Raw genomic sequence first — 14909 nt, forward strand, 5'->3', positions numbered from 1 at the left:
TTCACTTTAGTTATACGTGAGCATATTTTTGCGAACCTTCAGAGTGATGCTATGGCCGAGAGTACATAGATAATGCTTTTTGTCAATGCGTAAGTCCTAGATTCCATGAATTCAAACGTCAACTGGAATACAAAGCTAAAAAGTTTGGCTGTGAAATAATTGTTGCTGACTGCTGGTTTCCGTCAAGCAAAACCTGCTCAAGCTGTGGACATACCCAAGATATGCCACTAAAAGAAAGAACTTACAACTGTGGAAGTTGCGGTCATTCGATGGACAGGGATTTGAACGCAGCAATTAATTTATCGCGCTTGGCTTTCATCGTGAAAGCTTACTGAGGGATAACCGCTCCCATGCTCCCGATGAAGTAAGAACCAAATGTCTAGACTTGTCTAGTATTTGTATAGCAGGACACGAACATTGGTGCCAACGTTGTCATATTGTCAGATCTACCTCCTGACACAACAGCGGTTAGTATGTCTACGAATAGGCTTAAATCTACCCAGGCTCAGGAAAATGATTAAATCAATCTTTCAGAAAATCCTTCGCCACTTTGCCATGCGCTATGGCAAGTTCCGAGGCCTCTACGTCAAATTCTGCGAGCCAAGTTCCGAGGAGTACACCCAATTTCTCCGCCTTCACGGCAACCTGTACTCGATCGGCGAAAATTGCACGATCCTGCCAAGCACGGTGTTTACAGACCCCTCCTACGTCCGCATCGGCAACAACGTCCACTTTTCCAGCTCTATCCTGATCGGCCACGACGGAGCGATCGCCATGCTCAATCAAGCCTACAACGTCAAACTAGATGCTGTGGGCAAAATAGACATCCGTGACAACGTATTTATCGGCTATCACTCGATCGTCCTCCGCAACGTCACCATCGGCCCAAATGCGATCGTCGCCGCCGGTGCGGTCGTCACCAAAGATGTCGCAGAAGGCGATATAGTTGCCGGTGTTCCCGCTAAACCCATCGGACGCGTCGCAGACTTGGTGGAAAAATTGCAGGCTGAAACTCAAAGCCTACCTTGGGCCGATTTAATTAACAGTCGCGAGGGAGCCTACGACCCCGAAATGGAATCCCAGCTTATACAATTGCGATTGTCACACTTCTATGGAAATAAATAGACATATCCAATAATACTCAAACCCTTATATACAATCTTTTTTTGAAGATTTTTTGGGCATTTTTGGGGTTTTTCTTGGCAGTAAAGCAGGCTTTTCAACAGAAGAGCTTAATAAGAGTGACCGCTTTTGTAAAATATGCCCGAACTATCAAAAAAGTAGGCGATGCCTCAAATGGCGATCGCGCCAGCTTGCCATAGGGGTACAACTTGAGCTAAAAAGTTGTTAAACCAACAACTGCACTTATGTCCAAAGCCAGCGAGTCCAATCACCCGTATCCACTGCTGGTTGTCATTGTTAACTACCGAACCCCTGGTTTAACCATTGACTGCTTGCGCTCTCTAGTTACCGAAGTGCGATCGCTCCCCGGTATGCGAGTTGCAGTTGCCGACAACGCATCAGGCGACAATTCTAGCGAACAAATAGCAGCCGCGATCGCAGCAGAAGGCTGGAGCGAATGGGCATCCTTCGTTCCCCTAGACCGCAACGGCGGATTTGCCTTCGGCAACAACGCCCTCATACGTCCTGTCCTGCAATCCACCAATCCCCCCCCTTACTTCCTGCTGCTCAACCCAGACACCGTAGTTCGCCTAGGTGCCTTAAAAGCCCTCGTCGATTTCATGGACTCCAACCCCGAGGCCGGCATCGCCGGCAGCCGCTTGGAAGACCCCGACGGAACGCCGCAACATTCAGCTTTTCGGTTTCACGATTTCTTAACCGAACTCGATTTTGGTTGGCGGACGCGCTTTTTATCCAAATTATTGGCAAAGTGGAATGTAGCGCCTCCTATTTCCCAAGAAATCTGTCAAACTGATTGGGTAGCTGGAGCCAGCATGATCGTCCGTCGTGAAGTATTTGAAAAGATTGGCTTGATGGATGAAGCTTATTTCATGTACTGCGAAGAAATGGACTTTTGCCTGCAAGCGAACAAAGCTGGCTGGAGTTGCTGGTATGTACCTGAAAGTCGCGTGGTACACCTAGTAGGTCAAAGCTCAGGTGTGACTGACACCAAAAAACCCCCTAAGCGACTGCCACAGTATTGGTTTGATTCCCGGCGCAGGTACTTTCTCAAAAACTACGGCTTGGTTTACACAGCATTAACTGATGTCACCTGGGCTTCGGGCTTTGGAGCCTGGAGGGTGCGCCGCGTACTTCAAGGTAAGCCGGACGGCGATCCGCCAAAAATGCTCACCGATTTTATCATGAATAGTGTATTTTTTAAGGGGGGTAAGATTGAAGATTCAAAATTTTTTTAAAAGGTGTTTGTAAATAAATCAAAGCCAGAGAAACCCCGTTAATCCTGGCCAACCAAACATTGCTTCAGTTGACAGTTGATCTGGGACAGCTTGTCAGTCAGCGAAGCCGAAGGGTTGACAACTTGAGGACACTTAACAAAGGAAAGAAGAGGATTAGATTAATGAATCGTCTGATTTTAATTTCTCCCTACAAGGGTTCCGGATTTCAAGCAATTCTTTGAGATAATTCACCGCAGCACTTGGTGTTTTTGAGTGAATAAACCGGGTGCACTACTCCCTAAAAACCAGAGAAATAGCTTAATATCTGGGGCATCTAATAACAACTTAAACAAAACAGAGTGTTGAGTACAGCTTATGGTAACGGAGTCAAATTTAATAGCAACTGAAAATCAAGTAGAAACCCCTGCACTCGGATTGTGGGAGCAGATTAAAGAAGACTGGATTGCTCACGGTCGCGATTGGACAAAACCGGGATTTCGCGCCGTAGCAGTTCAAAGATTCGGTGTCTGGAGAATGCAGGTAGAACCAAAACTGCTGCGGGCTCCCTTGAGCATTCTATATCGATCGCTCTACCGAAAAGTCCGCAACACCTACGGCATAGATTTGCCGTACACAGTCAAGCTCGGCCGCCGAGTGGTCATTGAACACGAAGGCTCTATCATCGTTCATGGACACTGCACTCTTGGTGACGACTGCATTATCCGCCAAGGCGTTACCCTGGGGAACCGCTACTTGGAAAAACCCCTAGAATCACCTCAATTGGGCGATCGGGTGAACGTCGGCGCCGGAGCAAAAATTCTCGGCAAGGTCAACCTGGGAGACGACGTAAATATCGGTGCAAATGCTGTCGTTTTATCAGACATTCCTGCTGGTCAAACTGCCGTTGGCATCCCTGCCAAAATTATCAAATCCCGCCCTGTCGAAAACAATCCTTAAATTAGTACCAAAAAAAGTGACCTGTCTCTTCTGTTACTTAAATAAACTAGAGATCTATCGCCTCTATAGTGATAGATGCTTGTACGAAATCGTCGAGTTTTCTGGCAATTGTGATTGTTGAAGGCAGAGTGCGATCGCTACTGCTTGTTAGTAGACATTAACTCGGTCAACCAAATAATTACAAGTTGACAATATAGTAATTCTGTATGAATTGTAACATTTTGTAGGTTAGTACCCCGCCGTGCCTACCAGTAAAACCTGGCAACATACAAAAACCTTACAACTCAAATAGGATTGTCACAGAATTTCAACAAATAAATATTGTCAATCACCAACCAGCGATCGTATACTGATAATTGAATGTCACATGATTATCAGTATATCTTATCTGTTATCTTGCACAAATAATGCTTCAATCAATAACTACACCTGTCGTTTCTGCCACCGAGCCAGATTGGAGTCGCGAAAAACTTTGCCAGTGGTGGGATCCCAGTCGCCAACTTCTAAAATCTATCCGCGACTATCAAAAATGGCGGCAGCAAGGTGGAAATTTAGGGTATTTTTTATCCCGGTTCAACATAATCCAGCATATATTCTGGAGCATTGTAGCTGGAACTGACATCCCTTTGAACTGCCAGATAGGAGGGGGACTCATTATGCTTCATCCTAATGGCATAGTCATTCACCCAGAGGCATCTATTGGCCCGAACTGTATGATTTTTCAACAGGTGACAATTGTTTCTAATGTCCAAGTTGGCGGTCACGTCGATATCGGTGCAGGAGCAAAAATTATTCGCTCCGTAACGATCGGCGATCATGCTTTGATAGGCGCCAATGCAGTGGTGATTTGCGACGTACCACCGGGCGCAACCGCAGTCGGAATACCAGCAAAAATTATCCCCAAAAAACCCTAAGCCTGAAAATGCACTCCTAGAAATATTCGCAGGAAAAAGGAAGTTGCAGAGCAAGGATTCTTTCAGATAATTCTCCTAATTCCTAAACTTTCAATTTTTCCTGCATCAAATCTTTCCGGCGGCGTGCTACTTTTTCCCAGGTAAATTCCTCGGCTTGCTGGCGAGCATTATAACCCATCTGTGCTCTCAACTCCGGGGACAAAGCAAGCTTTCGCAAGCCTTCAACAAAAGCTTCACAGTCGTAAGGGTCTATGACTATCCCATCTTTGCCGTCCCGGGCAATGGCCCCCGCTCCCATAGGTGAGGTGAGAACTGGCAACCCGTAAGCCATAGCTTCATAAGTAACCATCGGGCCACCATCTTCGAGACTCGGAAAGGCAAAAATGTCAGCTTCGCCATATACGCCCGCAATATTGAGCGTGTAATCTATATGAATTACATCCGAGCGTCCTAAAATATCGCTGCAACTTTCGGCAATTGCAGGCTCCATCTCTCCGCAAAGCACCAGTCTGCCTTTAATGCCAGCTTTTTCCCAGGCTTGCAAGAGCAAGTGAGCTCCTTTTCTGACGCAGATGGTGCCCACAAAGAGCGCAGTAACGGTGTCTGATGGCTGTTTTTTGGGCGAAATATTTGGGAAACGCTTGGGACACCACCCGTAACTGCTTGACATCAGTTTGTATTCGGGAACTCCTATTTCGAGAAAAGATTTTTTTACCTCTGGACTAGGAGAAAAAATGAAATCAGCCAAGCTCATTTCTTCATCTTCTTGCTGAATCATCGCATCTGTAATTCCATGTTGGGGAGCAATGCCCAAGCGACCGTAAGCATCGTCAAGAATATATTTTGCCTTCTTAGTAGAGCAGTTAATACGCTCAAAAAAAAGTGTTTGCCCCTGCTGCTTTACCTTTCTAACAGTTTCGATTGAAGTGCGAGGCCACAAGTAAACTGCATCAAAATCATTGATATCTCTCAGAAAACGCTTTTCAGCAGAAGATTGCGCAAAATTTCCGAGCCTGTAGTACACCCTTCTGAAATATGGGGGTACGCTTTCGACCATATTATACCCGCGATATGACGGTGCACAACTGGGAACAACCATGCGGGTTTTAAAGTCTGGGTAATCCCACTGACAAAGTGACAAAAATGTATGGCTAATTCCTTGACCGCCACAGTAAAAGGTGAACAAAGAACTGATATTTAGCATGGTTGACTCTTCTCAAATAAAAATGCTGGATCGGATTTGACTTAATATATAATAAGCTAAACACGCTTTGACGCGCACTACAGCCACTCGCTAAAAGTTTGGGAATCAAGATATTGTGAAATTAGCTTGACTTTTACTAAAATATTAAAATAATAGATCGCAAGTGGAATTCCAGAGGTAAGCTTTGAAACAAGTTGGATTGGTTGCTATCGGGCGGAATGAAGGATCTCGCCTCGGAGCGTGCTTGCTGTCAGCGATCGGCAAAGTAGCTTGCGTAGTTTATGTCGATTCCGGCTCAACAGACGGCAGCTTGGAATTAGCCCGATCGCTCGGAGCTGAGACAGTAGAACTCGACTTATCTACACCCTTTACAGCAGCACGCGCCAGAAATGCAGGATTTGCCAGCCTGCGACAAGCAGTTCCAGACATCGAATTTGTCCAATTCGTAGACGGCGACTGCTCCATAGTTGATGGGTGGCTCGAATTTGCCCAGCAAAAACTCGCAGCGCAACCCGAATTAGCTGTAGTGTGCGGGCGCCGCCGCGAGCGGTATCCCAATGCCACACCATACAACCGACTCTGCGACATTGAGTGGGACAGCCCGATCGGGGAAGCCAAAGCCTGCGGGGGCGACTCCATGATGCGGGCATCAGCCTTCGAGCAAGTCAGCGGTTTCAACCCCATACTGATCGCCGGTGAAGAACCGGAACTCTGCGTGCGGCTGCGCCAAAATGGTTGGAAAATCGAGCGATTAGATGCAGAAATGACTTTGCACGACGCCCAAATGACTCGTTTTGACCAGTGGTGGAAGCGCTGTCAAAGAGCAGGCCATGCCTACGCCGAAGGTTCCTGGTTGCACGGAAACACCCCCGAACGCCACTGGGTCAAAGACAGCACCAGCATCTGGTTCTGGGGATTCGTTTTGCCCGTGCTAGCAATCGGGACAGCGTGGGTTACGCACGGCTGGAGCCTGTTGTTGCTTTGGGGCTACCCGATACTTGGCTACCGCATCTATCGGCGGATGCAGCAAAACTTAAAATCAAAGGATGCTGCTCTCTACGCATTATCTTGCGTGTTGGGGAGATTTCCTCAATTGCAGGGTCAGATGCTGTTTTACAAACGCCGGTTGCTCAGACAGCGCAGCAACTTGATCGAATACAAGACATCAAGCCCATCAATTGAGAAAGTTACAATGAGTGCTAAGTCTACTAAGTAGATCAGTTACCATCAACTTAACTTGTTTTTTCTGCAACTTCTCCCCTGTAATTGCAAATCGGGTGTTGATGTAGAGGCGGATTTTTCCATCAACCTCTACAGCCGACTCTCGCATCGAAAAAAAAAACGCTTAATATCGATTAATCTCTTCAAAACTCAACTTCCAAATATTCATCGATCGTCAACAAAGGAATCTAACCAATGAACGACCAAAAATTAAAAGTTTTACTAATTGTAGAGCAGTGCAATCCTGAATGGGCTTCTGTACCTTTGGTGGGGTACAATTTTGTTGAACAAATTAGCAAGCTAGTTGATGCAACACTTGTCACCCATGCTAGAAATAAATCCGCTATTCAAAAACACCCTGAATACGAAAAAGTTTTTTATATTGAAGAAGGAAAGATTGCTACGCAGTATTACAAAGTAGTAGAAAAAATTACCGCGAATGGTAAAATAAATTGGCCACTGTATAATGCTTTGAGCTACCCAATTTATGAAGAATTTAATCAGCAAGTATATCAAAAATTTCACTCCAAAATTCTCAAGGGAGATTATGACATAGTTCATGCAATTACCCCGATGATGCCGCGGTATCCGTTTAAGGTAGTCAGCGCCTGCCAAAACACTCCTTTTCTGCTAGGCCCAGTCAATGGAGGCATTCCTTTTCCACCAGGCTTTCAAGAAACTGCCAAACAAGAATTTGCTCAATTCAACTTTTTGAGGGCAGTTGGTCGAGCCTTAATTCCAGGTTATGTAGAAACTTACAAAAAAGCAGACCAAATTTTTGCAGGTTCAACATATACCTTAAATATGCTCAAAGATTTGTTTGCGATACCAGACCAGAGAATTCAACTATTTTACGAAAATGGTATTGCCAGTAGTTTCTTAAAACAAGAACCAAAAACAAAAAAGGGTGGCCAGATAAATTTACTTTTTGTAGGTCGATTGGTTCCTTACAAATGTGCTGACATTCTCATCGAAGCTGTGAATAGACTAGAACCAAAAATTAAAGAAAAAGTTCAATTAACAATAGTAGGTGACGGGCAAGAAAGAAAAGCATTAGAATCTCAAGTAGAGAAGCTTAACTTAGGAGAAAAAGTTAAGTTTGCTGGTTGGGTAGGTCAAGCAGAAACACTTGACTATTACCAGCAAGCGGATATTTTTTGCTTCCCTTCGATTAGGGAATTTGGCGGCGCAGTGGTAATGGAAGCTATGGCTTGTGGGTTGCCTTGTATTGTACCAAACAATGGCGGTATCGCGGAATACGTGACTGAAGAAACTGGATTTAAAATAGAGCCAACTTCTAGAGAGTATCTTACTCAGGAGTTAACAAATAAAATTCAGATTTTGGTCGAAGACGATCGCTTGCGGCAAGTTATGTCAGCTAAGTGTATCGAAAAAGCGAAAGAATTTACATGGGAGCCAAAGGCAGAAAAAATTCTTGAAATTTATCATAAAATGATTGACGCTAAAAGTACCGCTCGCTCTAAATAAGCTGTTGTGCATCTAGATTGTGTATGGTAATTGAGGGTTAGAAGGGCAGCGGATTGAAGATTTTTGTTCGCAAACCGAAATATACAATTTAAATGCACAACAGCTTAGTAGATAAATCTCTTTATGGGGTGGAAAACAAGTTATGCGAATTGTAATTGTTGCTGAAAATGCCTCTAACAAATTCGGTGGAGAGTCATTGCTGCCGGTGCACTACTTCCGAATACTTCGATCCCGCCAAATAGAGACATGGTTAGTGGTACACGGGCGCACTCAAGCTGAACTCGAAGCGCTGTTTCCAGAAGAATGCGATCGAATGCGCTTTGTACCCGACACATGGGTGCATCGGCTGCTTAACAATTGCGGGCGATTCTTGCCTCCAAGGTTAGGTGCGCCTACTTTAGGGCTGCTCAGTCACCTATACACCCAAGTGCTACAGCGCGGTATTGTCGATCGGCTGGTGAGCGAAAAACAGATTGATATTGTTCACGAGCCGACACCAGTTTCGGCAAAATTTCCGTCCCTGATGTTCGCCTTAGGGGTGCCGGTAGTTATGGGGCCACTGAATACGGCGGTTAAATTTCCTTTGGCATTTCGATCGCGCCAAAACCGTTCAGTAGATATTTTAATCGAGATCGGTTATCAGTTCGTCAACTTGTTCAACCGTCTTTTGCCCGGTAAAATCAAAGCAGAGACGGTGTTAGTGGCAAACGATCGCACGAAGCAGGCACTTCCGGCGGGGGTGCAGGGTAAAATCATCGAACTTGTGGAAAACGGCGTGGATTTATCGGTGTGGCGATCGGAATCTATGGCATCAAAGGAGCCTAATCAACAAATCCATTTTGTTTTCTTGGGGCGACTGGCAGACTGGAAGGGGGTAGACTTGCTGCTAGAAGCCTTCAGAGCCGTCGCCGCTCAAACGGATGCTGTTTTGGAAATCATCGGCGATGGGGAGATGCGAGGGGAACTCGAAGCTCAAACAGCTCGTTTAGGCCAGGAGGCCAGGGTTGTATTTAGTGGCTGGTTGTCTCAGGATCGATGCGCTCTCAAACTGCAACAAGCCGATGTACTGGTGCTGCCGAGTTTGCGGGAGCCTGGGGGAGCCGTGGTAATGGAAGCAATGGCCGTCGGCTTGCCCGTCATTGCCACCAATTGGGGCGGCCCGATGGATTATATAGATTCCAGTTGCGGTATTTTAGTAGAACCAGCTTCTAAAGAAGGCTTTGTCAAGGGACTGACTGACGCTATGCTGAAGCTCGCTCAGTCGCAGGAGATGCGACAGAGTATGGGTAGGGCGGGATGGGAGCGGGTTCGGGAGCATTTTGACTGGGAACGCAAAGTCGATCGCATGATTGAAATTTATCAACAAACGATCGACACTTGCCAGAAGCATTAGCTAGTCAAGCACAAAAGCAGCAACTTTCAGATAAAAAGCTGCTGCTTAAGCTTGCAAAAAAGTACGTAGCGGATAAAAAAACACTCTACATCCTCGGTGACGCTCCTACTCTGAATCAACGATTACAGCGTAGGCATCTGAGTCCTCTTACGGATATCAAGATCTTCCTACCCTTCGGGAACGCTTCGCGAACGAGATACTCCAAAATGTTTCTCTCGCTCGGCATTTTATAGTGAGGAACACGTCCAGCCCCACTGTATTTACAGCATATCAAAAGTTGGTTGATTTCGGCGGTGATGGTTTCCCTGCCCTCCAGGATTGGTCAACCATCCCACCTCAATCAACCGGGCTTTCATCCCACACCAATCTGTAAACGATATAGTGTGGGGATTCCCGCCGAACTAGCTAAAAACGGGTTAACCAGTATTTGGTTAACCCGCAAGCTTAGAAACACGCAGAGTTATTAATTTTGCACTACCAACTTGACGTTGGCGTTTTGCAAACCGCGCTGCTTGACTGCTGCCAAGGTCTTGTTAACTGCGTACTTCTGGTTAATGGAGTTAATTAACTCAGTTTGATTGTGCTTTTTGGCAACGCCCCAGAGGTCTGCAATCAGATCAAAGGAACCGTCGCTATTGCGAGACCAACCCAGGTCGTATTCGCCTTCCAGAGTCGCCACGATGTCGGAGCGAACGCGCTGACCATTATAGCCACGAACATCAGCTTCTGACTTGACTGAAATGCCCAAGTCACGTAGGGAAGCTTTCAGGATTTCGGCATCAGTGATTTTGGTACGCAGAGTGCTAAAGTGAGACATTGGATTTCCTCCTAATAAAACTGAGAGAGAAACAACAACGGTCTGGATTTAACGGTGCCGCTGGGCGGCTCTTCAATCGAACTGCTAGCTGTTGCTAGCCTTTGCTCCTGTTTGGACCAGGAGAAAGCTTTTAGAATTCCATTCGCTGGTATTCAGCGACGGAAGACGCAGCGGGCCGTGCGCGCTGTCTCGCCCAATCTCGGAGGGCGCTGACCTGTTCGGTCATGGTTTTAGACAGTGGCAATGTAGATTTAATGGCCGCGATGATATCTAACTGCGTAAACTCTCTATCTTGAGCGAAGGCCTCGTACATGGCTGCTACTAGCCCTTGCTCAATTTCTGCTCCTGAAAAGCCGTCGGAAACATTGGAAAGTTGCTCTAAATCGAAGCGAGAAATTTCCCGACGCCGTTTTGACAGGTGAATTTTGAATATATCTTGGCGTTCTTCTTTCGTCGGTAGGTCAACAAAGAAGAGTTCGTCGAATCGACCTTTTCTCAAGAATTCCCCGGGTAAACGCTCGATGCGGTTGGCTGTTGCCATTACGAAGACTGGGGAAGTCTTTTCTTGCATCCAAGTGAGGAATGAGCCGAAAATCCGGCTGGAGGTTCCTCCGTCTGAGTCGGCCGAACCAGTGCCTCCTGCAAAGGCTTTGTCTAGTTCGTCGATGAAGAGGATAGCTGGGGAGATGGATTCTGCGGTTTTGAGCGCGTTGCGGAGGTTTGCTTCCGATCGACCTACCATCGATCCGTCGTAGACTCTACCCATATCTAGCCTTAGCAGGGGCAGTCCCCACAGGCGCGAGGTAGTCTTGGCAATCAGCGATTTTCCGCATCCGGGTACGCCGAGAATTAGCATTCCTTTGGGTTGGGGCAAGCCGTATTCTCTCGCCCTTTCTGTAAAGGCGTTGGAACGCTGCTTGAGCCACCGTTTGAGTTCTTCTAAACCCCCGACTGCATCCAGGGTTTCGTCTTCTTCTACAAACTCTAGAATGCCGTTGCGCCGAATTAATTGCTTTTTCTCCGACAGAACTATGTCTACTTCTTCTTCGGTTAAGCGCCCCGTGGAAACTTGGGCTTTGCGATAAACTTTTTCAGCTTCATCCTTAGTCAATCCCAAGGCTGCTTTTAAAAGTTTTTCTCGCGATTCTGTGGTAATGCGTCGCGATTTCGTTTGCTCCAACTGGCTAGACAATACTTGGTTTAGTTCCGCCATGTCTGGGAGCGCGAAGTCTAAGACTACCACTTCCTTTTCTAGCTCGATCGGGATTTGCTGCAAAGGAGACATCAGTATAATTGTCTTTTGTGTTCCTTTGAAGTTGGCGATCGCATCACGCAACAACCTTGTTACGGTTGCATCATCTTTAAAAGGATGCAGGTCTTTGAATACATAGATAGTAGCGTTGTTGTTCGGTTCGCGCTGCCTAATCGCCCATTCAATAGCTGCCTGCGGCGAGAGGGTGCTTTGCTGAGTGTTTGCACGAGGTTGACCGTACTCTATCATGCCCTGGGTTACAGTCCAGACAAAGACTCGGCGCTGCGGCTTAGCTTGAGCTATTGCGGAAATTGCTTGCTCACACCGCTCTTCCTCGGATGTCACGAGGTAGATCAGAGGATATTGAGCTTGGATTAGGATACTGATCTCTTCTTGCATATTCCTCGACCCACTAGAGACGGTGCTATCTTTGCTGAATCTCAATGCTGCCATTAGCCCATTGCTGAATGAGATTTCCAGTTATGGCTTTTTGAGCAAGCAAGGCATTCTTAGCAGGGAACCAATTCTTCCTCTCCCGGTTGGGCTGTGCTGGCACTGACGCCTGACACTTGCTTGACTGGAAGATCCTGCTCAGCCAATACACTCGGCTGACTTGTTACGGATGCCAGTTCTCCATCTCGCATTACTACTGAACCCGTGCATTCTGGACAAGTGTACACCCGGTGGGTTTGTCCGTAGGAGGCTTCTACTTCGTCAACCAGTTCGGGGTTTCCTAGGTAGAAGACAATTGCCCTTTCTGCAATTGATGACATCGGTTCGGTTTCTACTGCGGCTTTGATTTTGAGCTGGCGATGCAGTTCAGGTGGAAGATACAGTGTAACTTTTTGCTTTTCTTGCATATCAGTGAATTGACTTACCCGGGTATGTATATTAGATTAGCTACTTAATTCTTTGCTGTCAAGCCTCTATGCTGCTTTAGCGTCATTTTGTAATATGTCGTTACAATTGCTGCGATCTTGGGGCGGCTAACAACGGAAAAACAAGGAATAGAGTTGATGAGGCAGCTATCAAGGTACGTAGTTGCGCTTGGGCGCTCTTTATATATATGAAAGAGCGCTGAAGCGCAACTACGTACCTAAAGGCGAATGCTGGGAAAAACTCTAATTTGAAAGCTGATTAGCCGATCGCCCCCCGAGATATGGGAAAATCAATCAGAGTCTGCCGGTAAACATCCGGCAATCCCGTGTCAAAACACCGCCCTCGCACCACATAACCAGCCATTCCCTCGAACTCCCGCAACTTATCCAAACACGACGTTAACTGAAATTCGCCTCTTTCTCGAAAATTGCTATTAATATGTTCTGCCAAACAATCAAAGATTTTAGGATCGAGGACATACATCCCAAACATTGATAAGAATAAATCCTCTGCCAAGCCTTCTACGCTTAAATGCTGCCACGCATACTCGATATCCGGCTTTTCGTAAACTTGCGTCACCGACAAAATAGCATCTTGTTCCTGCCAAACTCCCGCAGCACAGCCGTAGTGATGAATTACATCAGATGGTGTTACCCTCAAACCAATGACGCTGTGCTGCACTTGCGAGTAAATATCCAATAGTTGGCGCGCACAAGAGCTTTCTGTTTGCGACGAGTAAATGTGATCGCCCAAAAGCAGGAGAAATGGCTCGTTGTTCACCCATTCTCTAGCACAAAATACAGCGTGTCCGAACCCTTCCTGGACATCCTGAGTGAGAATTGTAACGCGCTGTCCCAACTCTTGTAAATATTGGCTATAATCCTGATTTTGCTGAGACAGTTTTTGGAAAAGTTCGGGAGACGGCCCAGTTTTAAAGAAATCTTCAAAAAAAGTGCGATCGCCCTTTTGGACAACTATACCAACTTCCTCGATTCCCGCACTCAAAGCTTCTTCCACAATTGCCAAAATTATCGGTTTAGCGCGGCCAGTGCGATCGATAATTGGCAAGAATTCCTTCTTCACCGCCTTAGTAGCCGGAAACATCCGAGTGCCGAAACCAGCGGCCGGAATCACGGCTTTTCTGACTTGCAGTCGGGAAGCTTTTCCTGCATCTTTTCTTTCTTCTATCTGCGTGGAACAGGCGTCCCGCCTGTATATTTCTGGGGTTTCTGCATCTTTTCTTTCTTCTATCTGCGTGGAACAGGCGTCCCGCCTGTATATTTCTGGGGTTGTTGCTGCATTAAATTCTGTTTCAGGCTGCAAATGGGTCTGAGAACTAATAGTAAGTTTCACACATTCCATCTGGGGGAAATCCCTGGTGACAATATCGATAACTTGCTGTTGACTTTTTGCATCTTTCACGATAAATTGCGCCGTGCCGTCTCCCTGAGAACCAACTCCCTTACCGCCCAAAATATAAGGCTGAATCGGTTGACAATTCAGGAGTTCGTGCAAGACTGGAGCCGTTAATTGACCAGGACAAGCGGGGATTAAATGCTTGTCAAATTCCCTCTGGGCAACTTTCATCAACTCGCCGAGTTTGACCGCATCTCCCTGCTGTAAAGCTGCGGCCGCATCTTGCGTAATTTTAGAACTAATCGCGCCGAGATGTTTCTGCACGTTTGCTTGAACTTCAGTCACAGCAAAGGGATAAGCCTGATTCAGACTTGCCAGAATTTGTTGAGTGTTTTTGCTAGCACCCAAATCTACGATGACAAAAAACAAATCTTTGGCAACTTTTAGCTCAACAACATCCATTTGATCGCCGTCAAAAAACATCAAAATTGGTCGATTTCCATAGGCACAACCCTGATCCATGCGGCCGCAGCGCGAAGGTGTGGCAATTTCGCCTAAATAAGCCATTTCCATTTCGTCGCGGACGTTCATTTTTAAATCGTATAAGCGATTGAAAGCGCGGGCTACTAACACGCAAATTGCGGCACTTGAAGACAAGCCTTTCTGAATTGGCAAATCAGTTAAATAATTGTCAATTTCTACTCCTCCCGCGTAGCCGTGCGAGAGAAATTGAGCGGCAACACCGGCTGCATAACTGAAAAAAGTTCCTGTTTGGGCCTCAGCAAGCAGAGCATTTTTTTCCATCGGGAGTGCAGTTTCAATTTTTGTGCCGTCATTTAAAGCTGCCCGCAAAATCAAGTGTGTCGGATGTTTTTTGACTTCGGCATAAATTCCTTGATTTGTACTGGCTATCAGAGTGCAGCCTTTTTCTATAGCGGGATTGTGCGGGCGATAACTGGCGGCCCAATCGCTGTGTTCGCCAAACAAACAAAGGCGACCCGGAACAAAAAGTTTCATTGCATCTATCTAAGGGTATCTATATTGTGATTACTCTAACCTGAGATGGAGATA

Annotated in this window: 13 protein-coding genes; 8 read left to right on the forward strand and 5 right to left on the reverse strand. The window is 46.3% G+C overall.

Annotated elements, in window-relative coordinates; genetic code table 11:
• Positions 1–65: 65 nt before the first annotated feature.
• The 5 genes from JGK36_RS06000 (at position 66) to JGK36_RS06020 (ending at position 4228) form a co-directional block, all read left to right on the forward strand.
• Complete coding sequence (locus JGK36_RS06000) at positions 66–335, forward strand: zinc ribbon domain-containing protein (protein ID WP_293186658.1); 270 nt, start codon at positions 66–68, stop codon at positions 333–335.
• A gap of 178 nt (positions 336–513) precedes the next feature.
• A complete protein-coding gene (locus JGK36_RS06005) occupies positions 514–1125 on the forward strand; it encodes a DapH/DapD/GlmU-related protein (RefSeq protein WP_293190828.1) in 612 nt (203 codons plus the stop codon).
• A gap of 242 nt (positions 1126–1367) precedes the next feature.
• Complete coding sequence (locus JGK36_RS06010; RefSeq protein ID WP_293196925.1) at positions 1368–2378, forward strand: glycosyltransferase family 2 protein; 1011 nt, start codon at positions 1368–1370, stop codon at positions 2376–2378.
• Between the two features lie 354 nt (positions 2379–2732).
• On the forward strand, positions 2733–3314 hold the full coding sequence (locus JGK36_RS06015; RefSeq protein WP_293186650.1) for a serine acetyltransferase: 582 nt from the start codon (positions 2733–2735) through the stop codon (positions 3312–3314).
• 656 nt (positions 3315–3970) lie between these two features.
• Entirely contained in the window at positions 3971–4228 is a 258-nt protein-coding gene (locus JGK36_RS06020; RefSeq protein ID WP_293200845.1) for a hypothetical protein, read from the forward strand.
• A gap of 82 nt (positions 4229–4310) precedes the next feature.
• On the opposite strand, the gene JGK36_RS06025 is transcribed toward JGK36_RS06020, so the two are convergent.
• Positions 4311–5432: a glycosyltransferase family 4 protein gene (locus tag JGK36_RS06025; RefSeq protein WP_293186652.1), complete on the reverse strand. Its 1122-nt coding sequence runs from the start codon at positions 5430–5432 to the stop codon at positions 4311–4313.
• Between the two features lie 184 nt (positions 5433–5616).
• On the opposite strand from JGK36_RS06025, the gene JGK36_RS06030 reads away from it, so the two are divergent.
• The 3 genes from JGK36_RS06030 (at position 5617) to JGK36_RS06040 (ending at position 9534) form a co-directional block, all read left to right on the forward strand.
• A complete protein-coding gene (locus JGK36_RS06030; RefSeq protein ID WP_293186653.1) occupies positions 5617–6648 on the forward strand; it encodes a glycosyltransferase family 2 protein in 1032 nt (343 codons plus the stop codon).
• A 200-nt stretch (positions 6649–6848) separates the two neighbouring features.
• The gene (locus JGK36_RS06035) at positions 6849–8141 is read left to right on the forward strand and encodes a glycosyltransferase family 4 protein (protein ID WP_293196926.1); all 1293 of its coding nucleotides are present in this window, start codon (positions 6849–6851) and stop codon (positions 8139–8141) included.
• A 142-nt stretch (positions 8142–8283) separates the two neighbouring features.
• A complete protein-coding gene (locus JGK36_RS06040; protein ID WP_293190834.1) occupies positions 8284–9534 on the forward strand; it encodes a glycosyltransferase family 4 protein in 1251 nt (416 codons plus the stop codon).
• A 463-nt stretch (positions 9535–9997) separates the two neighbouring features.
• On the opposite strand, the gene JGK36_RS06045 is transcribed toward JGK36_RS06040, so the two are convergent.
• The 4 genes from JGK36_RS06045 to JGK36_RS33810 form a co-directional block, all read right to left on the reverse strand.
• Positions 9998–10351 (reverse strand): DUF1257 domain-containing protein, encoded by a 354-nt coding sequence (locus JGK36_RS06045; protein WP_096832348.1) that lies wholly within the window; start codon positions 10349–10351, stop codon positions 9998–10000.
• Between the two features lie 130 nt (positions 10352–10481).
• Positions 10482–12002: an AAA family ATPase gene (locus JGK36_RS06050; RefSeq protein ID WP_293186656.1), complete on the reverse strand. Its 1521-nt coding sequence runs from the start codon at positions 12000–12002 to the stop codon at positions 10482–10484.
• 110 nt (positions 12003–12112) lie between these two features.
• The gene (locus JGK36_RS06055; protein WP_293186657.1) at positions 12113–12463 is read right to left on the reverse strand and encodes a hypothetical protein; all 351 of its coding nucleotides are present in this window, start codon (positions 12461–12463) and stop codon (positions 12113–12115) included.
• A 277-nt stretch (positions 12464–12740) separates the two neighbouring features.
• The gene (locus JGK36_RS33810; protein ID WP_366516563.1) at positions 12741–14855 is read right to left on the reverse strand and encodes a sugar phosphate nucleotidyltransferase; all 2115 of its coding nucleotides are present in this window, start codon (positions 14853–14855) and stop codon (positions 12741–12743) included.
• Positions 14856–14909: the final 54 nt, after the last annotated feature.

The organism is Microcoleus sp. PH2017_35_SFW_U_B, assembly GCF_020737865.1.
Taxonomy (GTDB): domain Bacteria; phylum Cyanobacteriota; class Cyanobacteriia; order Cyanobacteriales; family Microcoleaceae; genus Microcoleus.